Source organism: Rhodococcus sp. HM1 (genome assembly GCF_023218075.1).
Classification (GTDB): domain Bacteria; phylum Actinomycetota; class Actinomycetes; order Mycobacteriales; family Mycobacteriaceae; genus Rhodococcus.
The window spans coordinates 22,637-49,486 of sequence record NZ_JALPTB010000049.1 but is presented as its reverse complement, the minus strand read 5'-3'; the positions used below and the strand labels follow the sequence as shown (position 1 = coordinate 49,486).

Annotated in this window: 23 protein-coding genes; 9 read left to right on the top strand and 14 right to left on the bottom strand. The window is 68.5% G+C overall.

The window, feature by feature from the left end; all coding sequences use genetic code 11:
* Positions 1–244 precede the first annotated feature (244 nt).
* Genes M1M07_RS22540 through M1M07_RS22530 form a run of 3 tightly spaced genes read right to left on the bottom strand, consistent with a single transcriptional unit; the run spans position 245 to position 1,919 of the window.
* Positions 245–550: a nucleotide exchange factor GrpE gene (locus tag M1M07_RS22540; protein WP_197257738.1), complete on the bottom strand. Its 306-nt coding sequence runs from the start codon at positions 548–550 to the stop codon at positions 245–247.
* A gap of 34 nt (positions 551–584) precedes the next feature.
* Positions 585–1,136: a hypothetical protein gene (locus M1M07_RS22535; protein ID WP_248675577.1), complete on the bottom strand. Its 552-nt coding sequence runs from the start codon at positions 1,134–1,136 to the stop codon at positions 585–587.
* A gap of 33 nt (positions 1,137–1,169) precedes the next feature.
* Positions 1,170–1,919: a hypothetical protein gene (locus M1M07_RS22530; protein WP_197257733.1), complete on the bottom strand. Its 750-nt coding sequence runs from the start codon at positions 1,917–1,919 to the stop codon at positions 1,170–1,172.
* Between the two features lie 330 nt (positions 1,920–2,249).
* Here M1M07_RS22530 and M1M07_RS22525 point away from each other — a divergent pair, with 330 nt between their 5' ends.
* From M1M07_RS22525 to M1M07_RS22510, 4 genes are all read left to right on the top strand, one after another.
* Positions 2,250–2,603, top strand: a complete 354-nt coding sequence (locus M1M07_RS22525) for a hypothetical protein (RefSeq protein ID WP_248675576.1) — start codon at positions 2,250–2,252, stop codon at positions 2,601–2,603.
* Between the two features lie 68 nt (positions 2,604–2,671).
* Positions 2,672–3,343, top strand: a complete 672-nt coding sequence (locus tag M1M07_RS22520) for a phosphatase PAP2 family protein (protein WP_197257729.1) — start codon at positions 2,672–2,674, stop codon at positions 3,341–3,343.
* 87 nt (positions 3,344–3,430) lie between these two features.
* The gene (locus tag M1M07_RS22515; RefSeq protein WP_248675575.1) at positions 3,431–3,886 is read left to right on the top strand and encodes a hypothetical protein; all 456 of its coding nucleotides are present in this window, start codon (positions 3,431–3,433) and stop codon (positions 3,884–3,886) included.
* A gap of 35 nt (positions 3,887–3,921) precedes the next feature.
* Positions 3,922–5,403, top strand: a complete 1,482-nt coding sequence (locus tag M1M07_RS22510; RefSeq protein WP_248675574.1) for a carboxylesterase/lipase family protein — start codon at positions 3,922–3,924, stop codon at positions 5,401–5,403.
* A 155-nt stretch (positions 5,404–5,558) separates the two neighbouring features.
* On the opposite strand, the gene M1M07_RS22505 is transcribed toward M1M07_RS22510, so the two are convergent.
* From M1M07_RS22505 to M1M07_RS22495, 3 genes are all read right to left on the bottom strand, one after another.
* Positions 5,559–7,238, bottom strand: coding sequence for an acetolactate synthase (locus M1M07_RS22505; protein WP_248675573.1), 1,680 nt, complete (start codon positions 7,236–7,238; stop codon positions 5,559–5,561).
* A gap of 71 nt (positions 7,239–7,309) precedes the next feature.
* Positions 7,310–8,101: a hypothetical protein gene (locus M1M07_RS22500; protein WP_248675572.1), complete on the bottom strand. Its 792-nt coding sequence runs from the start codon at positions 8,099–8,101 to the stop codon at positions 7,310–7,312.
* Positions 8,102–8,211: 110 nt separating this feature from the next.
* Positions 8,212–9,243, bottom strand: a complete 1,032-nt coding sequence (locus M1M07_RS22495) for an FAD-dependent monooxygenase (protein ID WP_248675571.1) — start codon at positions 9,241–9,243, stop codon at positions 8,212–8,214.
* Positions 9,244–9,311: 68 nt separating this feature from the next.
* On the opposite strand from M1M07_RS22495, the gene M1M07_RS22490 reads away from it, so the two are divergent.
* The 4 genes from M1M07_RS22490 to M1M07_RS22475 all read left to right on the top strand — a co-directional run bounded on the left by M1M07_RS22490 (position 9,312) and on the right by M1M07_RS22475 (position 17,143).
* Positions 9,312–9,863 (top strand): TetR/AcrR family transcriptional regulator, encoded by a 552-nt coding sequence (locus tag M1M07_RS22490; protein ID WP_197252329.1) that lies wholly within the window; start codon positions 9,312–9,314, stop codon positions 9,861–9,863.
* A gap of 336 nt (positions 9,864–10,199) precedes the next feature.
* Positions 10,200–14,795: a glutamate synthase large subunit gene (gene gltB, locus M1M07_RS22485; protein ID WP_197252330.1), complete on the top strand. Its 4,596-nt coding sequence runs from the start codon at positions 10,200–10,202 to the stop codon at positions 14,793–14,795.
* Positions 14,788–16,254 (top strand): glutamate synthase subunit beta, encoded by a 1,467-nt coding sequence (locus M1M07_RS22480; RefSeq protein WP_248675570.1) that lies wholly within the window; start codon positions 14,788–14,790, stop codon positions 16,252–16,254. The genes gltB and M1M07_RS22480 overlap by 8 nt, the downstream gene beginning before the upstream one ends.
* Positions 16,255–16,354: 100 nt before the next feature.
* Positions 16,355–17,143 (top strand): YncE family protein, encoded by a 789-nt coding sequence (locus tag M1M07_RS22475; protein WP_197252331.1) that lies wholly within the window; start codon positions 16,355–16,357, stop codon positions 17,141–17,143.
* 9 nt (positions 17,144–17,152) lie between these two features.
* Here the strand turns inward: M1M07_RS22475 and M1M07_RS22470 are convergent, their stop codons facing one another.
* Complete coding sequence (locus M1M07_RS22470; protein ID WP_197252332.1) at positions 17,153–17,299, bottom strand: hypothetical protein; 147 nt, start codon at positions 17,297–17,299, stop codon at positions 17,153–17,155.
* Between M1M07_RS22470 and M1M07_RS22465 the strand changes: the two genes are divergently transcribed.
* On the top strand, positions 17,298–18,146 hold the full coding sequence (locus M1M07_RS22465; RefSeq protein WP_197252333.1) for a cutinase family protein: 849 nt from the start codon (positions 17,298–17,300) through the stop codon (positions 18,144–18,146). The two genes, M1M07_RS22470 and M1M07_RS22465, sit on opposite strands and share 2 nt — an antisense overlap.
* Positions 18,147–18,206: 60 nt before the next feature.
* Here M1M07_RS22465 and M1M07_RS22460 read toward each other — a convergent pair whose 3' ends face one another.
* The 7 genes from M1M07_RS22460 to M1M07_RS22430 all read right to left on the bottom strand — a co-directional run bounded on the left by M1M07_RS22460 (position 18,207) and on the right by M1M07_RS22430 (position 26,696).
* Complete coding sequence (locus tag M1M07_RS22460; protein ID WP_197252334.1) at positions 18,207–19,118, bottom strand: SDR family NAD(P)-dependent oxidoreductase; 912 nt, start codon at positions 19,116–19,118, stop codon at positions 18,207–18,209.
* Positions 19,119–19,276: 158 nt separating this feature from the next.
* Positions 19,277–21,370 (bottom strand): sensor histidine kinase KdpD, encoded by a 2,094-nt coding sequence (locus M1M07_RS22455; protein ID WP_197252335.1) that lies wholly within the window; start codon positions 21,368–21,370, stop codon positions 19,277–19,279.
* 176 nt (positions 21,371–21,546) lie between these two features.
* On the bottom strand, positions 21,547–22,146 hold the full coding sequence (locus M1M07_RS22450) for a histidine phosphatase family protein (protein ID WP_197252336.1): 600 nt from the start codon (positions 22,144–22,146) through the stop codon (positions 21,547–21,549).
* Between the two features lie 67 nt (positions 22,147–22,213).
* On the bottom strand, positions 22,214–25,528 hold the full coding sequence (gene lysX, locus M1M07_RS22445; RefSeq protein WP_248675569.1) for a bifunctional lysylphosphatidylglycerol synthetase/lysine--tRNA ligase LysX: 3,315 nt from the start codon (positions 25,526–25,528) through the stop codon (positions 22,214–22,216).
* Between the two features lie 123 nt (positions 25,529–25,651).
* Positions 25,652–25,921: a GlsB/YeaQ/YmgE family stress response membrane protein gene (locus tag M1M07_RS22440; RefSeq protein ID WP_197252338.1), complete on the bottom strand. Its 270-nt coding sequence runs from the start codon at positions 25,919–25,921 to the stop codon at positions 25,652–25,654.
* 105 nt (positions 25,922–26,026) lie between these two features.
* Complete coding sequence (locus M1M07_RS22435) at positions 26,027–26,269, bottom strand: hypothetical protein (protein WP_248675568.1); 243 nt, start codon at positions 26,267–26,269, stop codon at positions 26,027–26,029.
* A gap of 115 nt (positions 26,270–26,384) precedes the next feature.
* Positions 26,385–26,696: a WhiB family transcriptional regulator gene (locus M1M07_RS22430; protein ID WP_197252340.1), complete on the bottom strand. Its 312-nt coding sequence runs from the start codon at positions 26,694–26,696 to the stop codon at positions 26,385–26,387.
* Positions 26,697–26,850: the final 154 nt, after the last annotated feature.

The following is a 26,850-nucleotide window of genomic DNA, read 5'->3' as shown; positions in this document are numbered from 1 at the left end:
GGTCGAGGTAGACCGAGGAGGGCATCAGGTTGCTGGTGTGGGTCAGCGGCAGGGATTCGACCCGGTCCGGGCCGATGCGGTGTGCGGCGGAGGTGTTGGAGGTGCCGAAGTCGACCGCCAGGACCCAGCTCATCTTTCGCTTTCCCTCTCGGAGTTCTGATCTGCCACGCCCTGCCGGCGCGACAACCGTGCGGAGCCTATAGCGCGCCGGATGGCGTCCGCAGGATCGGTTGTCGCCCGCCGCTTATCGCTGCTGCGCGCAGCGCGACGGCGGAACCTTCACGGCCACCTCGACGAACCGCAGGATGTCCGGCCCGAGGCGCCACCCGGGTCGCACCGTCGCGTCGATCGTGTTCTCGTCGGCCGGTGAGGACGCCGGGACGAGCGAGACCGCGCGATGCAGCGTCGGATCGAACGCAATGCCGGGTGGTGCATCGAGACGTTCGACGCCGAGCGCGGCCAGACGCTCGACCGCTACGCCACGTTCCCGATCGTCGGCGGCCACATCCGCCGCCGCGATGAGATCGTCGATGTTCTCACCGGTCACCATGGTGTGTGCCCCTTTGCACTCGGGTCGGATCGGCTCAGGCCGGATCGACGATGCCGTCAGCGGACGTGTAGCTCTCGTCGGCCGTACCGTCACCGTCGGTGTCCCCGTAGACCACGCGGTTTCCGTCGGCGAGCTCGACCTCGACCGATTCCACGACGCCGTCACCGTTCAGGTCGTTCGCGGTCTGCACGACACCGTCCGGGGTGACTGTGGTCGACGACAGCTCGCCGTCCCGCGGTGCGTCGACCGTGCCGTAGCCGGTGTGGATCCGATCCTGCGCGTTCGGCGAGTCCGGGGACGGCACCGGAACGGAGCTCCGTTGCGGCGCAGCAGGTTCGGATCCGGGGAGGGACTCGGGCGAGCGCAGCTGGTCGGTCAGCGAACCCAGCGGAGGCGCGGATGGTTCGGATTCCGTTGCGGCCGTTCCGGGTTGCGTCCGCAGTCCCTCGGCCAGGGACCCCAGCGAGGCCGACGGCGGTACTGCCGGGATCGGATCGGAATCGGGCGGGACGGAAGAGCTTCCGGTGCCGGATGCGGTGTCGAGTGCGGACAGGTCCACGCCGAACGGATCGGTCGAAGCGGCCACGGGGAACTCCTCGGGTTCGGATGGGTCGGGGTGTCAAACCAGGTCGGAGTGGTCCCCGCCCGAGGACGCACCGGAATCGAACGCGCTGGTGTCGACGTAGTCGTCGGCGACTCCGTCACCGTCGAAGTCGACCGCACCGGTGTGCAGGTCCACCGTCGCGTCGACCGAACCGTCTGCGTTCAAATCGAAGACGGCTGCGTCGAAGGTGCCGTCACCGTCGATGTCGACGGCGTTGGCGTCGACGAGACCGTCGCCGTCGGTGTCCATCCCGATCAGATCGACGGTGCCGTCGGCATCGAGGTCGACGAGTCCGGTGTCGGCGATACCGTCGCCGTCGGTGTCGTACTCCTGGACGAGGGCGCCGTCGGGATCGGTGAACTCGTCGAGCAGGACCGGCCGGCCGGCGCCGAGGCTGTCGGTCGAGGTGGAGCCCGTGCTGACCGCGTTGCTGTTCGAGGCGGAGGCCGACGACGCGCTGTCGGACGAATCGGAGGCGGACGAGCGATTGCCGTAGGAGGAATCCGAGCCGGAGGCCGCCGAGGAACCGTAGGACGAGTCCGAGCTGGAGGAGCCGGAGGTCTCGTACCGCTCGTACCGCTCGTAGGACTCGTAGCTGGTCGAGCCTTCCTGAGCGGCCGAGGACGAGCCGTAGGAGGCGTCGCTGTCGAAGGACGAGTTGTTGCCGTAGGAGGAGTCCGAGCGGTCGCTCGTCGTGGACTGCGAGTCCTGGCGACTCGTGGTGCTCGAGCCGATGACGTCGGAGAAGGAGTCGCGGTTCGCCATGTCGGTGCTGCCTTTCGCTCGTCGGGTGTTGCAGATAGGAGGGGCCGAGCCGCGGGAAGGTTCCGGTGCAGCGCCGACTTTTTCGCCGCGACCGCGTTCGGGTGGGGAAACCGCAGCTGGCACCGGGTCGACGCAGTCGGGAATGTGACGCAGATCACCCCAAGGATCTTGGCGGTCGGATTGGTTCGCAACGGTCGGGAACATTCCGGATGTCCCGCGCATCGAACCCGAGATGTGAATGCGACCGCGTTCATCCGTACGACTGCACCAGGGTGTCCGTGCGGACCCTGCACCGCGGGGTCTCGTGTGGCATCGGGAAAGGGGGGAGCGATGACCGGGAAACAGGATCCGTCGTTGTGGGAGATGCTCGGCCTGGATCGCAACGACACGATCCCCGTGTTGCTGGAGGAGTTGTGGGATCGCATCCTCGAGATCGCCACGGATCCGGACACTCCGGAAATCGGCCTCGATCTGATTCCCGACGACGACATCGACAACATCGGTGACGACGACCTCGGCGCCGACTCGATTCTGCTCGGCGACGACACCGACACGGACCCGCTCGGTCCGCACGGCGACTACGGCTGGACCGTCGTCGAAGACCTCGACCACGACGGCCTCGATCCGGGTGATCACGACCCCACGCTCGACCCCGGGCCGGGTGGCGACGACCTGAGCTTCTGACCTGGCACGGCCCGGGACCCACCGGCCGGGCTTCTGCGACCCGTGCAGGGACTCGGTAGCGTCGTGTCATGAATTTCGAGGAGGGTTCACCGCCCGGACCTGCACACGTCACCCGGTCGACACTCGCCGCTGCGCTTGCGACGGCCGTCTCCCTGGCCCTCCTCGCCCTTGTCGCCGTCCCGCTCAGGGACTCCGTCTATCGCGCGGTCGCCGGCACGATCGGGCCCTCACCCCTCGCACCGCTCGCCGCCGTCGTCGCGGAGAAGGGACCCCTCGTCCTGGTCGCGACGTTCGCGGTCCTGGCCGTCCGGACGTGGCAGCGTGATCGCCGGGCCTTCGGGACGCTCGTCGCCGGCGGAGCCGGTGCGGTCGTCGCGTACCTGACCAGTGAGGCCGTGAAACTGGTCATCACCGAACCCCGTCCGTGCCGGGCGTCGAACGTGACCACGGTCCTCGAGTGCCCTGCGATCGGGGACTGGTCGTGGCCGTCGAACCATTCGGTGATCGCCGCGTCCCTCGCGACCGCCTGCATTCTCGCGGTACCCCGCATCTTCTGGTTCGCGGCGCCCGTCGCTGTACTCCTCGGTTTCTCCCGTCTCATGGTGGGCGTGCACTACGCGCACGACGTGCTGTCCGGCTTCGCTCTCGGGGTCCTGATCGTGACGACGGCGATCGTCGTGTTGCGGCCCGTCGTCGATCGGGTGTTCACCGTGCCGCGGGAACCCGAGCGGGTCCCCTGACGCTTCGGTCGCCGGGAAGTGCTAAGCCGCGCGCGAATTCCGGTGTCCGGTTAGCATGAGCGCTCGTCGTAGGTCTGGGGGGGACGCATGGTGCGTGCGCTGATCGTGGGATTGTCGTCGGCTCTGGCAGCCGGGGTGCTGGTCGGTGTCGTGTCACGAATCCTGATGCGTGCGGCCACTCTTGCGGTCGGGGGAGAGCCGGGCTTCTCGTGGGGCGGGTCGCTGTTCATCGTGCTGCTCTATGCGGCTGCAATGGTTCCCGGCGGTCTGCTGGCCGCCACCGGGCATCGCTATCGGTGGCTGTCGGCGGCCGGGGTGCTGTTCCTGTTCGTGCCTGCGACCGGCATTGCGAGCGAGGAACTCACGAATCTCGACCACCTGAGCACGCTGCGCCTGTGTCTCGTGGGGGTGCTGGGCTTGTCGATCTATGCGAGTCTGGTGGTGCTGCCGTTCGTCACGGTCCTGATGTTGCGGCGCCTCGAGCGAATCTTCGGGTCGCCCCGACGTTCTCCCGACCCCGTGCCGGTCGGGATGCAAAGATGACGTCGCCAAACCGAAACGGTCGCGAGGAGCCACGGATGGAGCCCATCGTCGAGACAACGCTGGGGCGGGTGCGTGGGACGACCAGCAGCGGAATTTCCGTGTTCAAGGGGATCCCCTACGCGGCCCCGCCGTTCGGCGATCTGCGGTTCGCGGCGCCCGCACCCGCACAGCCCTGGGACGGGGTGCGGGACGCGTTCGAGTTCGGTCCGACCGCGCCGAAACCGCCCTACCGTCCGCCGCTGGACCGGCTGCTGTCGGAGGTCTCGATTCCGGGCGAGGACATCCTCACCCTCAACATCTGGACGCCCGACCTCGAAATGTCGTTGCCGGTGCTCGTGTGGATCCATGGTGGTGCATTCGTCCACGGCAGCAGCGCGGTGCCGCTCTACGACGGCGGTGCGTTCGCGCGCGACGGTGTGGTGTTCGTGTCGATCAACTACCGGCTCGGCGCCGAAGGCTTCGCGTACCTCGAGGGCGCTCCGGCGAACCGGGGTCTGCTCGATCAGGTCGCGGCGCTGCGCTGGGTGCGCGAGAACATCGCCGCCTTCGGTGGCAACCCGGACCTGGTGACCGTCGCCGGCGAGTCGGCGGGGGCGATGAGCGTGATGTCGCTGGTGGCGATGCCGGATGCCGAGGGCCTGTTCCGGCGCGCGATCGCGCAGAGCGGCGCGGGGCACTCCGCGATGTCCCTTGCCACGGCCAAGCGGATCTCCGCGGCGCTCGCGGAGGACCTGGGGGTCGAACCGACCCACGACGGCTTCGCGGGCATCGACCCCGCCGACCTGGTGGAGGCGCAGGAGGCGCTGGCCCGCCGGATCCTCGCCGAGCCCGACCCGCAGCAGTGGGGCGAGGTGGCCGCCGACTCGATGCCGTTCGAACCGTGTGTCGACGGGGCGGTGCTGCCCGGGCGGCCGATCGACCGGATCGTGGCCGGCGCGTCGTCCGACGTCGATGTCCTGATCGGAACGAACGCCGACGAGTACAGCCTGTTCCTCGTGCCGGGTGGTGTCGATCAGGGCATCGACGAGAACGTGCTGCGGATGATGGTGGGCGCGTACGGACTCGACGTGGAGGCCGCCCTCGCCGCCTACCGGGAGTCGCGGCCGGATGCGACGCCGGGTCAGTTGATGACCGCGGTCCTCGGTGACTGGATGTTCCTCATCCCGGCGCTGCGTGTCGCGGAGGCACGCACGGTGCAGCTCCTGTCCACCTACGTGTATCGGTTCGAGTGGCCGTCGAGCCTGTTCGAGGGCCGGTTGGGGGCGACCCATGCGCTAGAGCTCGGTTTCACGTTCGACAACCTCGCGGCCGACGGCGCCCAGCGGCTCACCGGACCGCATCCGCCGCAGGTGCTGGCCGACGACATGCACCGGGCGTGGGTGTCGTTCGTGAGCACGGGCGGGCCCGGCTGGAGTCCGTACGGCGAGTCCCGCACGGTGATGTGTTTCGGCGCGGAGTCCGGGCAGCTGGAGGATCCGGGCGCCGACATGCGCGTGCTCTGGGAGGGAATCCGGTAGGCCGTACCCGGAAGCCGAGCCCACAAACTTAGGTGTGACTCACTTCACGGGTCATCAGGTTCCGTCGTCGGGAGGGCACCTGTTACCGTATCGATACCGCTGACCGCAGCTGAATCAATCGCTGCGGTCAGTTGTTATTTGAGTGGTATTTTTCGTCAGATCCCCGTTGTCGCACGCGGATACGCGGCCTCGACGTCGGTCAGCACGTTGATCAGATACGGAACGTCCGCCGCGAAACCCCGATCCAGCGCCGGCCCGATCTGCCGTGGGTCACGGACCAGTTCACCGACCGCACCGAGTGCCGTCGCCACCTCGTCGTACCGGGTTTCCGGCGCCAGATCTGCGGCGACGTCGTAGCCGTACAGCAACCGCATGGGTCCCTTCTCCAGCCCCCACGCCGAGTTGTTGCCGACGACGATCACCACCGGCAGCTTGTGCCGGACGAGTGTGTCGACGTCCATCAGCGACAGGCCGGCGGCGCCGTCGCCGAGCAACAGGACCACCTGGCTCGACGGGCGCGCGATGCGCGCGGCGATCGCCGCGCCCAGGCCGGCGCCGAGGCACCCGTACGGGCCCGGATCGAGCCACTGGCCGGGCCGCTTCGGCTCGACGAATTTGCCTGCGAACGAGACGAAGTCGCCGCCGTCGCCGATGACGACCGCGTCGTCGGCCAGTCGCGGCAGCAGCTCGCCGTAGACGCGGGCCGGGTGGATCGGGTCGGAATCTGCGCCGAGCAACACCGCATCCCGGGCCGTCGCCGCGTCGACCTCGCTGCGCAGCAGGTTCACCCAGTCGTCGGTGTGGGGCCGGGCGGGCAGTGCGGCGAGGATTCCGTCCAGGCACGAGGTGAGGTCGCCGGACGCCGAGCCCGCGAGGCTCGCGTGCGCCGACACCTGCCCCGGGCTGTCGGCGATGTGAACGACCTGCGCGTCGGGTGCCCCGTCCCGACCCCCGAAGCGGCCGTAACCGAGCCGGAAATCCAACGGCGTTCCGACGACGATCGCCAGATCGCAGGTGCCGACGGCGGTCCCGCGCGCCTTCGTCACCAGCAGCGGGTGCCCGCCGGGGACCGTGCCGCGACCCATGCCGTTGGTGATGGCGGGGACCTGGAGTTCCTCGACGAACCGCAGCGCGGCCGCCTCGGCTCCGTCCGCCCACACGTCGGTGCCGAACACCACGAGCGGTCGTGACGCGGCGGCCAGCAGGACGGCGATCTCGGCCAGCGAATCGGGGTCGGGATCGAGCCGAACATGTTGGGGCGAAGCTATTTTCGTCGTAGTGCGGCTGAACAGTTCGTCCATGGGGAAATCGACGAACGCCGGTCCGCGATGCGACGAACCGGCCGCGGTGAATGCGGCGTCCACGGTCGGGACGATCCGGTCGACGGTGCGCGCGGTCTCGGACAGCTTCGTGACGGTGTGCAGCAGCGGCGGCTGGTCGAGTTCCTGCAGGCTGCCCGTTCCCCAGCGGGCGTTGGGTGCGCGTCCGCCGAGCACCACCAGGGGCGATCCGGAGAAGTGCGCCTGGGTGACGGCGCTGATGCCGTTCGTGACTCCCGGGCCCGCGGTGAGGACCGCGAGCCCGGGGTGGCGTTCGAGTTTCCCGGTGGCCTCCGCGGCGAACACCGCGGTCTGCTCGTGCCGGACATCGATCAGCCGCATCGGCGACTCGCCCTTGACGACGGCGTCGTACAGCGGGAACACGTGTGCGCCGGACAGGGTGAACATCGTCCGGACACCGTGGGCGTGGGCCACCGCCGCGGCGAGATCGCCGCCGTGTCCCTCGATTCCGTCGCGTCCCTCGATTTCACCGTGTCTCTCGGTTTCCGGGGCCATGCCGGAAGGCTACGGGCGCATCCGGCACGGCGCGGCCGATTTCGGGGGAACACGGAGGCTGCTCGTTCGGGTCACCACCCGGGGAGGGCCGGCAACACACGCGGGGGAGTGGCGCTGGTGTCGGTGTCGGTTCTCTCCGTCTGGATGCTGCGACCCCACGCCTGGCACCGCTCCCGGGTGCCGGCCGGGTCGGCGGCGAAGTCGACGGTCCATCCGGATCCGGTGAACAGATCGGTCGCGGGGGACTGCCATTGTCGTTGGCTCGACGTCTGTTTCGAATCCGCCGCCGCGTCCGCCGCCGCCGGTTCGATGGCTTCCGCGGGCGACGCGGTTCGCGCGAACCGGACGACGGCCTCGATCTCCGGCGTCTTCGTGAAGTGATATCGCCCGTCGGGCCACTTCTCCGCGAGCTCGGACCGCTCCGTGCACACGGCAGCCTCGAAACCGGCGCCGGTCGGTGTGATGGACAGGACGTGCGCGCGGAGCGTCCCGACGGGCTGCCGGTCCGGCAGCGGTGTGATCATGCCCGCGGAGGCGGGATCGAGTGCTGCCGCGAATCCGGGATAGGAGTTCTCGATGCCCACGTAGCGGGCGACGAACCTGGCTTCCTCGGCGGCGCGCACGAGCTTGCCGTATTCGTCCTGCAGGTAGACGCCGGGCTCTGCCGACCACACGACGGTCGCGCCCTGGATCTGCTCGGGCGGCCGATACTGCTCGGCCGCCTCGGCCGGTGCTGCGTCCCCGGGTTCGCCACCCGAGCAGGACACCCCCATCAGGGATGCGCCCACCGCGAGCGTCGCGCAGCCCGTCATCCGGCGGAGCGACCGCCCCCGGCGCGCTGGTGTGGACTTCGATCTGTCCATTCGACCCCTCCCGACATCGCAGTTGGATTACTCGGGGGGATTGGACGCATCGGCGAACCGAATGGTTCCGCGCGCCGGCCGGATTTTTTCGGCGGTCGTCCGGGGGCTCCTCAGGCGAACCGCGCCGCACCGGCGAGGATCGCGTCGCGGATGCCGGTCGCGCGGTGCGCGGTGCCGATCCGGCTCATGAGGTGCGAGGCCGTCACCAGCCGCTGGGTGCGGCGGCGGCGCTCGCGGTCGTAGCGGCGGAGCGCGTCCGGCACCGGATGCAGGGTGAGCAGGGTCGCGAGCGTGGCTCCGTCGACCATCGCCTCGCACGCGCCGCGTCCCAGGTTCGGTGCCATGGCGTGTGCGGCGTCGCCGATCAGTGCGACGGTGCCGCGCACGTAGGACGGCAGCCTCGGCGACTCGTACAGGTCGTGATGGAGCACCGTGCCCGGCTCGACGCGGTCGAGCACGTCGCGCACCGCGGGATGCCAGTGCCGGTAACGCTCGCGCACGTCGTCGAGGCCACCGGTGGATCCGGCAGGGGCGCGGACGGCGGCGAACCAGTTGGTGAGGTCGCCGTCGCGCGGGGTGATGCCGAAGAGCGCGCCCGGCCCCCAGCTTTCGCTCGTGTCGTCGGTGGTACCGGCCACCCAGCCGCGCCACGCGGTCAGCCCGGTGTACAGGGGCCGGTATGCGTCCCCGAACAGAAGGTCGCGGGTGGGACTGCCGATGCCGTCCGCGGCGATCACGACGTCGTAGCCGGTGAGGTCGCCGGGTGCGGGCGCCGGCCGGCCGAAACGGATCGTTCCGGACGGAACGCCGCCCGCGAGGAGACCGAGCAGGGCCGGACGCGAGAGCAGCACCGCGGGTCGGCGGATCCCCTCGAACCGCGCGATGACCCGTCCGTCCCACCGGCGGAACGTCCCCGATGTCTGCAGCACACCCTGCGACTCCGCGGCGCCGCCGAGGCCGGCGGTCTCCAGGGCGTCGAGGGCCTCGGGCCACAGCCCCAGCGCGGTACCGGATTCCGGTAGCGCGGCGGAGCGTTCGAACACGTCGACGTGCCAGCCGTGGCGCAGGAGCGTGTTCGCGGCGGTGAGACCGCCGATGCCGCCGCCCAGTACCGCTGCTTTCCCGCTCCTCGGAGTGGTCATGGCTCGACCCTACTACATCTGTAGTGCCCTGTCACTACTGTTGTAGTGCCGAGGTGTAATGTCACAGCGTGTCCGACAAACGCAGCACCGTCCTCGACGCGGCGATCGACCTGCTCGGCAGAGAAGGAATGCGCGGCCTGACCCACCGGGGTGTGGACGCGACCGCGGGTGTCCCGGCCGGTTCGACGTCCAATTACTTCCGCACGCGGCGCGCACTGCTCGAAGGCGTGCTCGACCGACTCGTCGACCGCGACCGTGCCGACGTGGCCGCGTTGGTCGGGCCGGCGCCGCGGACCGCCGACGAACTCGTGGAGCTGCTGGTCGGCTACGTGCTCACCGCGACCGGACCCGATGTGGTGCGCACCCGGGCTCGCTACGCGCTGTTCGTCGAGGCGGCCTCGGTCGCGGAGTTGCGCACGGCAGTGCAGCTGCGGCGCGACGAACTGCGCGCCTGGGGAACGGGCATGCTCACGGCGCTGGGAGTCGGGACCGACGACGCCGAGCTGTTCGCGCGGGTGCTCATGGACTATCTCGACGGGGTGATCCTGCATCGGCTCACATCGGACGACGACTCCGACCCGCGCGAGGGCATCCGCCGGGTACTCGGGTCGCTGTTGTGAGCGGCGGTTCTGCTCCGTTTCGTCGTGTCACCGCCGCGCTACGGCCGTGTTAACGAAACATCACCGCAGCTCAGGGGATAGGTAGGGCAGCCTTCCTTGCATTACACCCGCATGGTTGACATATCGTCTGTCCGAGACGGTGGACGCACAACGTCCCCACCGGCCGGAAGATCCAGGGCCCGAGCTGCCGAAAAAAAGGCACCCGCATCGTCGCGGAAGGGCGGATACTGACGGTAATCGGTGCCGATCCACCTCGTGTCGGTACTTGCTCACAGCAAGTAGATGGCCATCAGCGCTGCTGGTCGTCGGTGCTATCACATGCAACGAAGGCTAGGTATGAAGCATCTTCCCGGGCCTCAAGGGCTCTACCACCCGGCGAACGAGCACGACTCCTGCGGCGTCGCTTTCGTCGTCGATATGCACGGCCGTAAGAGCCGTGACATCGTCTCCAAGGCGATCACCGCGCTCGTGAACCTGGAGCACCGCGGCGCGGCGGGTGCGGAAACGAATACCGGCGACGGTGCCGGCATTCTCATCCAGGTCCCGGACCGGTACTTCCGTGAAGTCGTCGACTTCGAGCTGCCCGAAGCCGGTGCGTACGCGACCGGTATCGCGTTCCTGCCCCAGGACGCTGCTGCAGCCGACGCCGCGCAGGCGGCCGTCGACAAGATCGTCGCGGAGGAGGGCCTCGAGGTCCTCGGCTGGCGCGAGGTCCCCGTCGACGACTCGGACCTGGGCTCGATGGCCAAGTCCGCCATGCCGACGTTCCGGCAGATCTTCATCGCCTCCGGCGCCCGCACCCTCACCGGGCTCGAGCTCGAGCGCCGCGCCTACGTCGTGCGCAAGCGCACCGAGCACGAACTCGGCAACGAGGGTCCCGGCGAGGACGGTCCCGGCAGCGAGACCGTGTACTTCCCGAGCCTGTCGCCGTCGACGTTCGTCTACAAGGGCATGCTCACCACCCCGCAGCTCGAGGGCTTCTACCTCGACCTGCAGGACGAGCGTGTCGAGTCGGCCCTGGGCCTGGTGCACTCGCGCTTCTCCACCAACACGTTCCCGTCGTGGCCGCTGGCGCATCCGTTCCGCCGCGTCGCACACAACGGTGAGATCAACACCGTCACGGGCAACGCGAACTGGATGCGTGCCCGCGAGGCGCTCATCGAGTCCGAGATCTTCGGTGGCCGGGACAAGCTCGACAAGATCTTCCCGATCTGCACCGAAGGCGCGTCCGACACCGCGCGTTTCGACGAGGTGCTCGAGATGCTGCACCTCGGCGGCCGCAGCCTCCCGCACGCCGTGCTCATGATGATCCCCGAGGCGTGGGAACGCCACGAGAGCATGGATCCGAAGCGCAAGGCGTTCTACGAGTACCACTCGGCGCTCATGGAGCCGTGGGACGGCCCGGCGTCGGTGTGCTTCACCGACGGCACCGTCGTCGGCGCCGTGCTCGACCGCAACGGCCTGCGTCCGTCCCGCGTGTGGGTCACCGACGACGGCCTCGTCGTCATGGCCTCCGAGGTCGGCGTGCTCGACATCGCGCCGGAGAAGGTCGTGCGCAAGATGCGCATGCAGCCGGGCCGCATGTTCCTCGTCGACACCGCGCAGGGTCGCATCATCGACGACAACGAGATCAAGGACGAGCTCGCGTCCGAGCACCCCTACCAGGAGTGGATCGACCAGGGCATCGCCCGGCTCGAGGATCTGCCGCCGAGCAAGTACACCTACATGTCGCACGAGCGTGTCGTGCTGCGTCAGCAGGTCTTCGGCTACACCAACGAAGAGGTCAACCTCCTCGTCAAGCCGATGGCCGCCACCGGTGGCGAAGCTCTCGGCTCGATGGGCACCGACACCCCGATCGCGGTGCTGTCGTCGCGTCCGCGGATGCTGTTCGACTTCTTCCAGCAGCTGTTCGCCCAGGTGACCAACCCGCCGCTCGACGCCATCCGCGAGGAGATCGTCACGAGCCTCGGCGGCATGCTCGGCCCCGAGGGCGACCTGCTGAACCCGACCGCCGACTCGTGCCGTCAGATCCTGGTGTCCGCACCCGTGATCGACAATGACGACCTGCAGAAGCTCATCCACGTCAACGACGACGGGCAGTTCCCGGGCTTCAACAGCGTCATCATCCGCGGCCTCTACAAGGTCGCCGACGGCGGCGAGGGCCTGAAGGCCGCGCTCGACTCGATCCGCAGCCAGGTGTCGGAGGCGATCGCGGGCGGTGCCCGCCTGATCGTGCTCTCGGACCGCGAGTCCGACGAGACGATGGCCCCGATCCCGTCGCTGCTGCTCACCTCCGCGGTGCACCACCACCTCGTCCGCGAGAAGACCCGCACCCAGGCGGGGCTGCTCGTCGAGGCCGGCGACGCCCGCGAGGTGCACCACATCGCCGCGCTGTGCGGTTTCGGTGCCGCCGTGGTCAACCCGTACATGGCGTTCGAGACGATCGACGAGCTGCTGCAGAACGGTGACCTGCCCGAGGGTATGACCCTCGAGAAGGCGATCAAGAACTACATCAAGGCCGCCTCGAAGGGTGTGCTGAAGGTGATGTCCAAGATGGGCATCTCCACGCTCGCGTCCTACACCGGTGCGCAGCTGTTCCAGGTGATCGGCCTGTCCCAGGAACTCGTCGACGAGTACTTCACCGGCCTGCAGTCGCAGCTCGGCGGTGTCGGCCTCGACGAGATCGCACACGACGTCGCGGTCCGGCATGCTGCCGCGTTCCTGGATCGCCCGTCCGAGCACGCGCATCGTGAGCTCGAGGTCGGCGGCGAGTACCAGTGGCGCCGCGAGGGCGAGTACCACCTGTTCAACCCGGACACGGTGTTCAAGCTCCAGCACGCCACCCGCACCGGCCAGTACTCGATCTTCAAGGAGTACACCCGGCTCGTCGACGACCAGTCGAAGCAGCTGGCGTCGCTGCGCGGCCTGTTCGAGTTCCGCAAGGGCCTGCGCCCGGCGGTGCCGATCGAGGAGGTCGAATCGGCCGCCGAGATCGTCAAGCGGTTCTCGACCGGCGCGATGAGCTACGGCTCCATCTCCGCCGAGGCCCACGAGACCCTCGCGATCGCCATGAACCGTCTCGGCGCCCGCTCCAACTCCGGTGAGGGCGGCGAGGATCCGGCGCGCTTCACGCCGGACGAGAACGGCGACTGGCGGCGCTCCGCCATCAAGCAGGTCGCGTCCGGTCGCTTCGGTGTCACCGCGCACTACCTGACCAACTGCACCGACATCCAGATCAAGATGGCGCAGGGTGCCAAGCCCGGTGAGGGCGGCCAGCTTCCGCCGCACAAGGTGTACCCGTGGGTCGCCGAGGTGCGCGGTTCGACGCCGGGCGTCGGCCTGATCTCGCCGCCGCCGCACCACGACATCTACTCGATCGAGGATCTCGCGCAGCTGATCCACGACCTGAAGAACGCCAACCCGAAGGCCCGGATCCACGTGAAGCTGGTGTCCGAGCTCGGTGTCGGCACCGTCGCCGCGGGTGTCTCCAAGGCGCATGCCGACGTGGTGCTCATCTCCGGTCACGACGGCGGCACCGGTGCCTCCCCGCTGACCTCGCTCAAGCACGCGGGTGCGCCGTGGGAGATCGGCCTGGCCGAGACCCAGCAGACGCTGATGCTCAACGGTCTGCGCGACCGCATCGTCGTGCAGGTCGACGGCCAGATGAAGACCGGCCGTGACGTGATGATCGCGGCGCTGCTCGGTGGTGAGGAGTTCGGTTTCGCGACCGCTCCGCTGGTGGTGTCCGGCTGCATCATGATGCGCGTGTGCCATCTCGACACCTGCCCCGTCGGTGTGGCGACGCAGAACCCGGTGCTGCGCAAGCGATTCACCGGCAAGCCGGAGTTCGTCGAGAACTTCATGCTCTTCATCGCCGAGGAGGTGCGTGAGCTGCTCGCCGAGCTGGGCTTCCGCACTCTCGACGAGGCGATCGGCCAGGTCGAGTTCCTCGACACCACGAAGGCCGTCGAGCACTACCGGGCGTCGAAGCTGGACCTGTCGCCGCTGCTGACCAAGGTCACCTCGCCGATCTTCCCGGAGCAGGACCTGCACTGCACCAAGGAGCAGGACCACGCTCTGGACAAGGCGCTCGACAACGAGCTGATCGCCAAGGCGCAGCCCGCGCTGGAGAGCGGCGAGAAGGTCGTCATCGAGACGCAGGTGACCAACGTCAACCGCACCGTCGGCACCATGCTCGGCCACGAGGTCACCAAGGTGTACGGCGGAGAGGGCCTGCCGGACAACACGATCGACATCACCCTCACCGGTTCGGCCGGTAACAGCTTCGGTGCGTTCGTGCCCAAGGGCATCACGCTCCGGCTGTTCGGCGATGCCAACGACTTCGTCGGCAAGGGCCTGTCGGGTGGCCGCATCATCGTGCGCCCGCCGCACACCGCCGCACCGGGATTCGTCGCCGAGGACAACATCGTCGCCGGCAACGTCATCCTGTTCGGTGCCACCGGTGGCGAGGTGCTCATCCGCGGTATCGCGGGCGAGCGGTTCGCGGTCCGCAACTCGGGTGCCACGGCCGTCGTCGAAGGCGTCGGCGACCACGGCTGCGAGTACATGACCGGCGGTAAGGTCGTCATCCTCGGCAAGACGGGCCGCAACTTCGGTGCGGGTATGTCCGGCGGTGTCGCGTTCGTGTACAACCCCGATCGCGATTTCGAGGACAACCTCAATACAGAACTTGTCGATCTCGAAGACCTCGAGGGCGAGGACTTCGCCTGGCTCAAGGGTGTCATCGAGCGGCATCGTGACGAGACGGGCTCCGAGGTCGCAGCCCGCATCCTGGCCGACTGGTCGCAGCAGGTCAGCCATTTCGCGAAGGCCATGCCTCGCGATTACAAGAAGGTACTCATGGCAATCAAGGACGCCACCATTCGTGGTGCGAACGTTGACGAGGCGATCATGGAGGCGGCTCGTGGGTGATCCAAGCGGCTTCCTCAAGCACGGTTCGCGTGAAACGCCGGTTCGCCGGCCGGTTCCGCTGCGGCTCCTCGACTGGAAGGAGGTGTACGAGCCTTTCTCTCGTGACACCCTCCAGGTCCAGGCGAGCCGCTGCATGGACTGCGGTATTCCCTTCTGCCACAACGGTTGTCCTCTCGGGAACCTGATTCCCGAGTGGAACGACCTGGTGTACAAGGGCAAGTGGAACGACGGCATCGAGCGTCTGCACGCCACCAACAACTTCCCGGAATTCACCGGGCGGCTGTGCCCGGCCCCCTGCGAGGCGTCGTGCGTCCTGGGCATCAACCAGGACCCGGTGACCATCAAGCAGGTCGAGGTCGAGCTCATCGAGAAGGCGTTCGAGGACAACCGCGTCGTCCCCGTTCCGCCGTCGAAGCTGACCGGCAAGAAGGTCGCGGTCGTCGGTTCCGGTCCCGCGGGTCTGGCTGCAGCGCAGCAGCTCACCCGCGCCGGCCACACCGTGACGGTGTTCGAGCGCGAGGACCGCATCGGCGGCCTCCTCCGCTACGGCATCCCGGAATTCAAGATGGAGAAGCGCTTCATCGACCGCCGTCTGGCGCAGATGGAGGCCGAGGGCACCATCTTCAAGCCGGGCGTGAACGTGGGCGTGGACATCAGCGCCGACGAACTGCGCGAGCAGTTCGACGCGGTGGTCCTCGCCGGCGGCTCCACCGTCGCCCGCGACCTGCCGATCCCGGGTCGCGAACTCGACGGCATCCATCAGGCGATGGAGTTCCTGCCGCAGGCGAACCGGGTGCAGCTCGGCGACGCGATCACCGACGCGAACGGCCTGCCGCCCATCAACGCGAAGGGCAAGAAGGTCGTCATCATCGGCGGTGGCGACACCGGCGCCGACTGCCTGGGCACCTCGCACCGCCAGGGCGCGGTAAGCGTGCACCAGTTCGAGATCATGCCGCGTCCGCCGGAGCAGCGCGCCGAATCGACGCCGTGGCCGACCTACCCGCTGATGTACCGGGTGTCGTCCGCGCACGAGGAGGGCGGCGAGCGCGTGTTCTCCGTCAACACCGAGGAATTCGTCGGTGTCGACGGCAAGGTCACGGCCCTCAAGGCGCACGAGGTGAAGATGGTCGCCGGGCGCTTCGAGAAGGTCGAAGGCACGGATTTCGAGCTCGAGGCCGACCTGGTTCTTCTCGCGATGGGCTTCGTCGGCCCGGAGAAGCCGGGCCTGCTCACCGATCTCGGGGTGGACTTCAACGAGCGCGGCAACGTCGCCCGCTCGACCGAGTGGTCCACCAACGTCGACGGCGTGTTCGTCGCCGGCGACATGGGCCGCGGTCAGTCCCTGATCGTCTGGGCCATCGCAGAGGGCCGCTCCTGCGCGGCGGCGGTCGATCGGTACCTCGAGGGAGCAACGGCGCTTCCCGCACCGATCACCACCAGCACGATGCCGCAGCGCTGAGGTAGCAACTCGCCGATCAGGGCGCGTACCCGGGAATCCCGGGGACGCGCCCTGATCGTTTTGCAGGCCGTTCGGTCACCGGGCCGTTATCCTCGAGCGCATGACCGAGAGGCACAGGATCACGAAGCGGTCACTGTCGGGTGCGGTGACCCTGCTCGGTGCGGCGGCCGTGGCCGTGGTCACCGGTGCGCCCGCCTCGGCCGACGCCGCCGATCCGACCTCCGGCGATTGCGTGCAGAACCTCGGCGGACCGGTGGTCGTGGACGGCGGCGACCCGGTCGCACCGATCTCCCGATTCGAGGACTTCCGCCTCCTCGGACTCGACGGCGGCGCCGGTAACGCGTGCATCACGAACCTGGGACCCGGCACGGTCTCGGTGACGCGACCGGTGGGACGCGTCGACGGCCGCACCACCGTTTCCGCGGCGCCGGTCGAGATGCGGGTCGACGGTGGTGTCGGCAACGTCGCGGTCACCAACGTGGGTGTGGGCGCGGTGACGGTGAACCGCCGCTGGATCGCCCCGGGCCCTGCCGCGGTGCACGAACCTGCGCCCGAAGGGATTCCGGAACTGATTCTCGACGCCGGGCGCGGTGGCGTGTTCGTCACGAACATCGGCGCCGGCTCGGTGACGGTTGCGGACTGGAACGCCGCCGACGGGCCGCTGCCCGCGGAGATCCCCGCGCCGCCCGGCATGGTCGTGACCGACCCGATCACCGGCAACGTCTATGTCACGAACCTGTTCGGCCCGGCCGTCACGGTCGTGCACCGGGCGGGCGCCCAGGCCCGCGTCGTCGACCGCAGCGTCGTGGGGAACACCCTCGACTACGGAACCGGGAACGTGTTCGTCACGAACATCGGAGGAGGTCCGGTAACCGTAATCCGCGAATGACATTCCGGGTCACGTCGTGTTCACGGCCGTGACATGTCGGGTCGGGACAATCGGCCCGAACTCAGCGAACGAGTCGACAGGGGGAGCCGCGTTGAGGCTGAATCGAATGTTGACGATGCTGACGGCAGCAGTGGGAACCGTGCTGGCGTCGGTCATGACAGGACCTGTGGCACAAGCAGATCCGGGGTGGTGTCCGACGCTGAACGTCGTCGCGGTGCCGGGGACGTGGGAGACGTCCAGCACTCCGGATCCGGCGCGCGGCAACGGCATGCTCGCCGCCGTCACCACCGGCCTGCCCCCGGGCACGCGTGTCGACTACGTGCAGTATCCGGCGACCGCGTTCCCGTGGGAAGGCGACGTGTACGCCGCGTCCCGTCAGCGTGCCGTCGACAATGCGCGCGGTCTGATCGCGGCGACCGCCGCGCAGTGCGCCTCCACCCGCTTCGCTCTCGTCGGCTACAGCCAGGGTGCCGACGCCGCAGGCGATCTCGCCGCGGAGATCGGGACGGGACTCGGGGTGGTGCCGCCGCACCGGCTCGTCGCGGTCGGGTTGCTCTCGGATCCGCGACGTTCCGAAACCGACATCCTGGTCGGCCCGCCGGTCGCCGGTAACGGTGCCGGAGGCGCCCGCCTCGGCGGCTTCGGATTCGTGACCCCGAACGTGCGGACGATCTGCGCGGTCGGCGACCTGTACTGCTCGACACCGAAGGACGACTTCGTCACGCGCCTGGCGGGTTTCCTCGCGGTCGCGGCCGGCAGCAACCCGGATCGTTTCGGCGACTACCAGCGCCAGGCGGAGGGCCTGTACAACGACATCATGTCCGCGGGCGGGCTCCCGACCCTGCAGTTGCAGATCACCCCCGAGGCCAACGACGAGCGTGAGGACGAGATCCGCCGGTTCTTCGAATCGCAGGTGCACCAGGACTACGGCACCTACGTTGTCGACGGCCGCGGCACGACCGCGACCACCTGGTTGCGGAACTGGCTCGCAGAAAAGGCGTAGTGCGGCTCCGCCGCCCGTGTGCCTTTGTGGCGGCTCCGACCGCCACAAAGGCACACCACCTCAGTCGATTTCGAACCGCGAACCGACCCGCATCGCACGCGGGGCGAGGCGGCTGATCCACTTACGGGCCTTGGCCTCCGGTGCGACCGTCACGATCGGCTGATTGTGGCGGACCGCCGCGACCATGGCGTTCGCGACCCGCTCGGGCGGGACGCCGAGTTTGCGGTATATCGCGGACGTTCGTGAGCGCCGTGCCTTCCGGACTTCCGGGTTGGGCTCGACGAACTCGATGCTGCGGTTGAAGTTCGTCGAGACCAGGCTCGGGCACACCGCGGTCACACCGATGCCGTATTCGAGCAGTTCGGCGCGGAGACAGTCGGAGAGCATCAGCACCGCAGCCTTGCTCGTGGCATACGCGGCGATGCGCTTCTGCGGCATGAACGCCGCCGCGGACGACACGTTCACGATGTGCCCGCCGGTGCCGCGTTCGATCATCTGCTTCGCGAACACGCGGCTCCCGTAGACGACGCCCCAGAAGTTGACGTCCATGATGTGCTCGAACACTTCCTGCGGCGTGTCGACGAACGATCCGATCAAGCCCAGTCCGGCGTTGTTGACGAGGATGTCCGGCACGCCGTGACGCTCACGGACCTTCCGGGCGAACTCCTGGACCTGCTCCTCGTCGGTCACGTCGACGAGGTAGGCGTGGGCGCCGCCGCCGAACACCGCCGCGGCACCCCCGGCCCGCGGGTCCGGGGTGTTCACGAGTTCGACGGTCTCGCGCGCGGCGTCGAGGTCGACGTCGGCGACGACGACGATCGCCCCGGCCGCCGAGAACGCCTGCGCGGCGGCCCGGCCGATGCCGCTGCCGCCGCCCGTGACCACGACGAGAGTCCCGGTCAGATCACGCAGGCGCAGGTGCAGGGCCGCGCCTTTGCGCCAGCGTCGGATCTGGGACGTACGCGGTGTCATGTGTCCATCTTCCCGTGGCCGGCGGATCTTGGCAGGCGTGACGGAAAGCTGGGACCACAGGGGCATCAGGACCGCGGGGAAGACGAAAGCACCGGCAGTCGCGTGGACTGCCGGTGCTTTCGTTCACCGACGCTCGGGGCGGGTGCGACCCGCCGACGTCAGCGGTTGTCGTCGTATCGCGGTGGTGCCCCGAGGTCCATCGGGCCGCTCCGGAACTGGTCCTGCTGCGTTCCGGGCTGCGACGGCCACTGCGCCCCCGGCGGCATCGGCTGCTGATGCTGGGCCGGTTGCTGATGCTGTGCCGCCTGCTGCTGGGCCCACGCGGTGGCCTGATCGACGTGCCGTGCAGGCTCGTCCGGCGACCGCAGGCGTCGCGGGCGCTCCGCCATCGGTTCGGGAATGCTCTGCTGCACGTCGGTGAGCAGGGACGCGGGGAAGTAGATCGACGCGGTGATGCCCGCGTTCGTCTCCGAATCGAAGGTCGGACGCAGACGCACGCTGATGCCGTTGCGGGCCGCGAGGCGACCCACCACGAACAGACCCATCTGACGCGGTGCGTGGATCTCGGCGCTGTCACCGGCGGCGAGACGCGAATTGATCTCGTTGAGGATCTCCGGGGAGGCGCCGATACCGCAGTCGGCGATCTCGAGCAGCAGACCGCCACCGACCGCGGCGGAGAACTCGAACGTGACGGTGCTGTTCGGCGGAGAGGCCCGCAGCGCGTTGTCCACGAGTTCCGCCAGCAGGTGGACGACGTCGGAGACCGCGCTGCCGACGAGGTACCCGTGCGGGGTGTTGCCGATCCGCACCCGCTGGTAGTTCTCGACCTGGGAGACCGCACCGCGCAGAACGTCGCCGAGCGGAGCGGGGGCGCTGCGGGTACGGGGACGGGTGCCGGAGAGCACGAGCAGCGAGTCGCCGGTGCGTCGCATGCGCGCGGCGAGGTGGTCGAGCGCGAACAGGCTCTGCAGCCGGACCGGGTCCTTCTCCTCGTACTCGAGCGAGTCGATGAGCGACAGCTGTTGCTCGACGAGCGTCTTGTTCCGCCTCGCAAGGGTTTCGAGCATCGTGGAAATCTGCTGCCGCAGATGCGCCTGCTCACCGGCGAGCCGCAGCGCCTCGGAGTTCATCGAGTCCACGGCGCGGGCGAGCTGACCGAACTCCTCGTCGGTGTGCACATCGATCGGTGCGAGTTCCACAGAGGTGACGTCCGCGCCGTCCTTGACCGCGGCGATCGCGGCGGGCAGTTCGTGGTTCGCGGCGCCGAGCACACCGTCACGCAGGCGGCGCATCGGTACGGACAGCGCTCGTGCCACCAGGAGCGCGACCGCGAGCGCGACCGCGAGGATCGCGAGAACGATGATGCTGTCGCGGATGGCGGCGGACCGTGCGTCCGAGGTGAGCCGGTCCAGTGTCGCGGTCATGCGCTGGATGGCCATGTCGTTCGTTTCCTGATACGGCGCGTACGCAGCGAGCATGGAGTCGCGGAGTTCGAGTCCGGCCTCGATGCTGGGCACGAAGTTGGTGATCAGGGAGCGTTTCTGGGCGACGTTCCCGAGCATGACGTCGACCTGACCCGTGTCGAGGGAGGTTCCTCGCAGCAGCCCGAGCGTGCCTTCCTCGATGTTCAGGGCGTTGAGCGCCATGAGCTTGGCCGCGTCGGGGTTGGTCGCGAAGACGGCGAGCGAGGTCATCTGGTCGAGCATGGTCCGCTGGGCGTTCCAGGCGGTGAGCATGTTCGTGCCGTCGGTGAGCACCTCGGTGTTCTCGGTGAGGTCGAGCAGCATGCGGAAGGTCGCTTCACACTTGATGAGGAAGTCGACGGTGCGCTTCTTGAGCTCGTCCCGCGAGATGGAGCCGTCCTGGATCGTGTTGTAGAGCGCCTGCCCGTCGTCGGCGACCGTGGTCAGCCTCTCCGTGACACTCGCGTCGAAATTACCTGCGACCGTGAGGTTCCGGACATTGGCGATCGCCGCCGTGACGTTCTCGGGGCTGAATTCCTCCTCGATGGCCAGGCCGAGGCTGGTGGCGGTTGCCGGGGCGACGACCGTGTTCGAGAAGTCGAACAGCACCGGGATGATTTCCATCTGCTCCGACAACGAGTCGAAGCGGCGTGCTTCGTCGAGCTGCGTCGACACGCGCAGCGCACCGAGCGCGACGGCTGCGAGGAGAGGAATCGCGAGCACGACGGCGAGCTTGTACGACAAGCGCCAGTTCATCAGGCTGAGGGAGCGGCTCTTTCGTTGCCCCATTGATTGCGTCATCCTTCCCCGGGGGATGCGTCTCGGGTAGGCAGTGGGCGCACCCTTCGGCATGTCAGGTGCTCGTTATACAGGATGACAATGCCTGTTGTACATACGATTTATAGGTTCGCTTACGGCGACCTCGCAGAATCCCGTTCTGGCGCAGTGGCGTCCGTCACAGCAGCTCACACCCGGAGCAGATCCCGCACGTGTCCGGTCTCGTTGATCGACGCCGCGCGGCGGGCTCCGTTGCGGGAGACCAGGACCCGGGTCACCGAGGTGTACTCGAGGGGAAACTCGAGCGGTCGCGCGAGACCGAGGATGTCCTGGAGCACGGCATTGACGACACCCCCGTGCGCGAACACCGCGACCGTGTCCTCGTGTTCGCACGCGCCGACGATCCGGTCCACCCCGCTCAGGACGCGGGCGCGGAAGGCTTCCTCGTCGACGAATTCGGGCAGCAGCCCCGCACGGATCCGTTCGAAGGCCGCGGGTGCGAGCTCGCGGGCGTCGTCGAACGGGATGTAGTGGTCGAGGTCGTAGTCGTACTCGGCGAGGTCGACGATCTGCTCGACCGGGAGGTCGCGTTCGACCGCGAGGGGGCCGGCGGTTTCGAGTGCCCGGCGTTGCGGGCTGCTGAAGATCCGGCGGATGCGGTAGGGCGCGAGGGCGTCGGGGAGGCGGGCGGCCTGGACCCGTCCCTCTTCGGCGAGCGCCGGGTCGGCGCGGCCTTCGGTGACCCGGCTGAGTACGGGAAGAGCGTGGCGAATCAGAAGCAACTGCACACAGCCACAGTGCCACGAGGGCCGAGCGATCGCTCGGTGAGGTCGGTGTTTCACGTGAAACCGACGATCACCGTCCGCGGGGTTTGGCGAGCGGGAAGGCCAGCGATTCGCGGATGCTGCCGCCGGTGATGAGCATGACGATGCGGTCCACGCCCATGCCCAGCCCGCCGGTCGGGGGCATCGCGTGCTCGAGTGCCTGGAGGAAGTCCTCGTCCAGCTCCATGGCCTCCTCGTCGCCACCCGCCGCGAGCAGTGACTGCTCGGTGAGCCGGGCCCGCTGATCGATCGGGTCCGTCAGCTCGCTGTAGGCGGTGCCCAGTTCGATGCCCCACGCGACGAGATCCCATTTCGCGGCCACTCCGGGCTTCGTGGGGTGCGGCCGGGTCAACGGCGAGACCGACGTCGGGAAGTCGGTGTAGAAGGTCGGGAATTCGGTGCGGGACTCGACGAGATGCTCGTACATCTCCTGCGCGGTGGCGCCGGCGTCCCACGCCGGGTTGTAGGGGATCTCGCGGTCGTCGCACAGCCGTCGCAGTTCCTCCACCGGCGTGCTCGCGTCGATTTCGACGCCGAGCGCCTCCGAGATCGCCCCGTGGAAGGTCTTCACCGGCCACTCTCCGGAGATGTCGATCTCCACCGGCTTCCCGTCCGGACCGGGCCGGACCAGGATCTCGCGACCGTGCGCCGCGACCGCGGCGTGCTGGACGAGCTCGCGTGCCATCACTCGCATCTGCTCGTAGTCGCTGTGCGCCTCGTACGCCTCGAGGATCGTGAACTCGGGATTGTGCTTGAAATCCGCGCCCTCGTTGCGGAACACCCGGCCGATTTCGAAGACCTTCTCCATGCCCGCGACGCACAACCGCTTGAGATACAGCTCCGGGGCGATCCGCAGATACAGGTCCAGGTCGTAGGCGTTGATGTGGGTGACGAACGGCGCGGCGTTGGCACCGCCGTGCACCGACTGCAGGATCGGGGTCTCCACCTCCAGGTAGCCGCGCGCGGCGAGTTGGTCGCGCAGGGACCGCACGACGGCACTGCGCGCGGTCAGCAGCCGCCGCGCGCCGGGATTGATCGCGAGGTCGACGTAGCGCTGCCGCACCCGTGCCTCGGGGTCGACGAGCCCGCGCCACTTGTCGGGCAGCGGATGCAGGCACTTGCCGTCGAGGCGCCAGTCGTCGACGAGCAGCGCGACGTCCCCGCTGCGGCTGCGTCCCATCGTCCCGCTGACCTCGACGAGGTCGCCGAGGTCGAACCTGAACCTGCGGCCGCCGACGGCGCCCCGCTCGACGAGGAGCTGGACGTCGCCCGACCAGTCCCGCAGCACCGCGAACAGCACCCCCCCGAAGTCGCGGATCCGCAGCAACCGGCCCGCGACGCGAACCGCCGTTCCGACGGGTGCGTCGTGGGCGGCGACCGCGGTGTGGGTGGGGCGCACGGCCACCGGATACGGATCGATGCCCGCGTCGGCCAGCGGCGCGAGTTTCGCCATGCGCACCCGGACCTGCTCGGGGCGCCTGGGCCCGACGGGCGCGGCGGCAACCGGGGGAGCAGCGACGTCGGCGGCAGTGGTGGGGGCGCTGCCGTCGTCGTGCAGTGTCCCGGATTCGGCGAGCGCGGCCGGGGCGTGGTCGTGGGTGCCGGTGTGGTGCGCGGCCTTCTGCCGCCGGAAGCTGGGGACGGTGAGGAAACCCTCGGCGATCGCGGAGGCGATGCCCACGCGGGGAAGCTCCCGGTTCTCACGGAAACACAGGTACCGGGGCGCCCACTGCGGACGGTACTTCAGGTTGGAGCGGTACAGGGCCTCGAGCTGCCACCAGCGGGAGAAGAACAGCAGGATCGACCGCCACAGGCGCAGGATCGGACCCGCCCCGATCTGCGACCCTTCCTCGAACACCGACCGGAACACCGCGAAGTTCAACGAGATTCGGGTGACACCGAATTCGTTGCCGTGCGTGGCCAGTTCCGACACCATCAGCTCCACCACGCCGTTCGGGGCGGAGGGGTTGCGCCGCATCAGGTCCAGCGAGATGCCGTCGGTGCCCCACGGCACCAGCGACAGCAGCGCGACGGTCTCGCCGTGGATGTGCGCCTCGACGAGCAGGCAGTTGCCGTCGAGGGGGTCACCGAGCCGGCCGAGCGCCATGGAGAAGCCGCGTTCGGTCTCGGTGTCGCGCCACTCGTCCGCCAGCCGGATCACTTCGGCCATTTCGTCCGCCGTCAGATCGCGGTGCCGCCGGATCCGCACCGCCACGCCCTGTTTCCGCGCGCGGCCGACGGCCTGGCGGACGGGCCGCATTTCCCGGCCGGAGAGCGTGAATTCCGAAGTGTGCAGGATCGCTTCGTCGCCGAGTTCGAGCACCGACAGCCCGGCTCGGTTGTATGCCGTCGCTCCGGCTCGACTCGCTCCCATCACCGCCGGCGCCCAGCCGTAGCCGCGGGCCAGGGCGAGCCATTCGTCGATCGCGTGCGGCCAGGCCTCGGGGTTGCCGATGGGGTCACCGCTGGCCAGGCACACCCCGACCTCGACGCGATAGGTGACGGCGGCCTTCCCGCTCGGGGCGAACACCACGGCCTTGTCCCGCCGGGTCGCGAAGTAGCCGAGCGAATCGTCCCCGTCGCGGTCGAGCAGACCACGGATCGCGGATTCGTCGCTGCCGGTGAGCGCGTTCTCCGCGCGTTGCGAGCGGAACAGGACGACGACCGCCGCCAGCAGTGCCAGCGCGCCGAGCAGGCCCAGCAGGGTGTTGACGAAACCGTTTGGGCGACCGCTGAACTGGTCGTTGTCGAGGATGGTCAGCGCGGTCACGCGGTTGAACGCCCACAGCAGTCGTTCGTCGCCCGGCAGCGAGCCGGGGAACAGTTCGACCAGGCCCCAGCCGATCAGGGTCCCGAGGGCGAGTCCGCCGACGAGCACCGCGAGTGCCTTCCACACCGCTCCGGGCCGGACCCGCGTGTAGAACTGCGGGTATGCGGCGATGAGGATCGCGACGACGGCGAGATGCACGAGGAGCGCGACGACTGCGTTCGGGTTGCGCTCGGTCACCGCGACCACGGCGTTGTCGATCGTGAAGGCGATGAGGTAGACGGTCAGGATCCACCAGGCGATGCGTTTTCGTCCGGCCAGCGCCGCCGCGAGCAGACCGACGACCAGCGCGTACGAGAGACTGGTGTCCGGTGCGTCGAAGTAGTAGGTGTCGACGTACTCGCGCGGCACGTGGATCCAGTAGCGCAGGGTCGGCGAGATCGACCACAGGGCCACCAGTACGGCGAATACGCCCAGGACCGTTCCGGTTACGTGGGGGACAGAAGCGAGTCGCCCCCCGGCGGTCGCGGCGGGCAGTCGCGTGGAGACGGCCGGTGGGACGGTGACATCCGCAGGCATGATCACGACGTTAGCCGCGCTGCCGGAAGAGGGTTGTGAAACCAGAGGATTCGAGAGCACGAGCCGGGGTGGGCGTCGTGGCGACGCCCACCCCGGGGGAGTACCGGAGTTACCGGCCCTCGGTCAGACCCGGCTGCGGCCGGTCACGAGCTTGACGAGGAACAGGAGGATGCACGCACCGGCCAGGCAGGTGACGAAGCTGAACAGCCAGCCACCGCTCTCGACGTCGGCGCCGAGGAGGCTGAAGATCCAGCCGCCGATCAGGCCGCCGATGATGCCGACGACGATGTTGAGCAGGATGCCCTGCTGGGCGTCGGTACCCATCAGTTTCGAACCGATCCAGCCGGCGAGGCCGCCGATGATGATCCAAGCGATGATGCTCATTGACAACATAGCGTCGAGTCTCCTTTTTCCGTTATCGGTGTCGCGTCGGGGATTCCCCGGTAGAAGCGTCGATATACCTTGTGCTGCAATATATTTCGAGTTGCATTCAGGGGGTCACCCGCCGATCATCACCGATGCGGTGAGGATGCCTCCGGCGGTGGCGAGCGCGACCAGGGCGCCGAGGGGTGCCGAGTGGGTGAGAACGGCGGCCGGGATTCCCGTCACGCCGATGCCGGCGAGAGCGAGGGAACCCGAGAAGCCGATGGGGTGATCTGCGAGGCGGGTGGGGGATCCGTCCGGGGTTTCGAGGTCGTTCCCGCGTGAGGTGATCGGGCGTCCGGCGATATCGGCGTGCATAGTCGTCCTCTCCTGCACGGCGCTCGTGCGCCATCGGGGGCGTACCTGCTGTGTGACCGGAGGATGCCCGTTGCGTGACGGATCGATACCTGTGGGAAGGCCGATGCGTTCGAGTTCAGGCGGATGCCGGGCGTAGTGCCCGACGTTCCGTCTCGGACAGTCCGCCCCACACGCCGTGCGGTTCCCGGACGGCGAGTGCGTGATTCAGGCAGGCCACTCGCACCGGGCAGCTGATGCACACGGTCTTCGCGGCGATCTCGCGGCGGCGGCGCTCACGGCGGGACTCGCCGGTCGGCGCGAAGAACACTGCCGAGTCCGTGCCGCGGCAGGCCGCACGCAGCTGCCATTCCCACTCGCTTTCGACGGGACGCAGACGGGGATTTCGATACTGTCCGATTCGCTTGCTGCGCCCGGTGTTCTCGGCCATTTCCATACCTCCGGCTCGATGGGGAAATCGAAATTCGCTTTCGAACAGGTGATTACTTCTAGGCCACTCTGCGCAGGCGTGTCAAGCTCGAAAAAACAGGTTTGAAGTGCGAAAACAGGGGTACGGACCCGTCGCCGAATTTCGATGTGTGGAA

Coding starts and splice junctions, on each gene's coding strand:
- M1M07_RS22540 (WP_197257738.1), bottom strand. CDS start 550: ATGGTGACCGGTGAGAACATCGACGATCTCATCGCGGCGGCGGATGTG.
- M1M07_RS22530 (WP_197257733.1), bottom strand. CDS start 1,919: ATGGCGAACCGCGACTCCTTCTCCGACGTCATCGGCTCGAGCACCACG.
- M1M07_RS22525 (WP_248675576.1), top strand. CDS start 2,250: ATGACCGGGAAACAGGATCCGTCGTTGTGGGAGATGCTCGGCCTGGAT.
- M1M07_RS22520 (WP_197257729.1), top strand. CDS start 2,672: ATGAATTTCGAGGAGGGTTCACCGCCCGGACCTGCACACGTCACCCGG.
- M1M07_RS22515 (WP_248675575.1), top strand. CDS start 3,431: ATGGTGCGTGCGCTGATCGTGGGATTGTCGTCGGCTCTGGCAGCCGGG.
- M1M07_RS22510 (WP_248675574.1), top strand. CDS start 3,922: ATGGAGCCCATCGTCGAGACAACGCTGGGGCGGGTGCGTGGGACGACC.
- M1M07_RS22505 (WP_248675573.1), bottom strand. CDS start 7,238: ATGGCCCCGGAAACCGAGAGACACGGTGAAATCGAGGGACGCGACGGA.
- M1M07_RS22500 (WP_248675572.1), bottom strand. CDS start 8,101: ATGGACAGATCGAAGTCCACACCAGCGCGCCGGGGGCGGTCGCTCCGC.
- M1M07_RS22495 (WP_248675571.1), bottom strand. CDS start 9,243: ATGACCACTCCGAGGAGCGGGAAAGCAGCGGTACTGGGCGGCGGCATC.
- gltB (WP_197252330.1), top strand. CDS start 10,200: ATGAAGCATCTTCCCGGGCCTCAAGGGCTCTACCACCCGGCGAACGAG.
- M1M07_RS22475 (WP_197252331.1), top strand. CDS start 16,355: ATGACCGAGAGGCACAGGATCACGAAGCGGTCACTGTCGGGTGCGGTG.
- M1M07_RS22465 (WP_197252333.1), top strand. CDS start 17,298: ATGACAGGACCTGTGGCACAAGCAGATCCGGGGTGGTGTCCGACGCTG.
- M1M07_RS22470 (WP_197252332.1), bottom strand. CDS start 17,299: ATGACCGACGCCAGCACGGTTCCCACTGCTGCCGTCAGCATCGTCAAC.
- M1M07_RS22460 (WP_197252334.1), bottom strand. CDS start 19,118: ATGACACCGCGTACGTCCCAGATCCGACGCTGGCGCAAAGGCGCGGCC.
- M1M07_RS22455 (WP_197252335.1), bottom strand. CDS start 21,370: ATGGGGCAACGAAAGAGCCGCTCCCTCAGCCTGATGAACTGGCGCTTG.
- lysX (WP_248675569.1), bottom strand. CDS start 25,528: ATGCCTGCGGATGTCACCGTCCCACCGGCCGTCTCCACGCGACTGCCC.
- M1M07_RS22440 (WP_197252338.1), bottom strand. CDS start 25,921: ATGTTGTCAATGAGCATCATCGCTTGGATCATCATCGGCGGCCTCGCC.
- M1M07_RS22435 (WP_248675568.1), bottom strand. CDS start 26,269: ATGCACGCCGATATCGCCGGACGCCCGATCACCTCACGCGGGAACGAC.
- M1M07_RS22430 (WP_197252340.1), bottom strand. CDS start 26,696: ATGGCCGAGAACACCGGGCGCAGCAAGCGAATCGGACAGTATCGAAAT.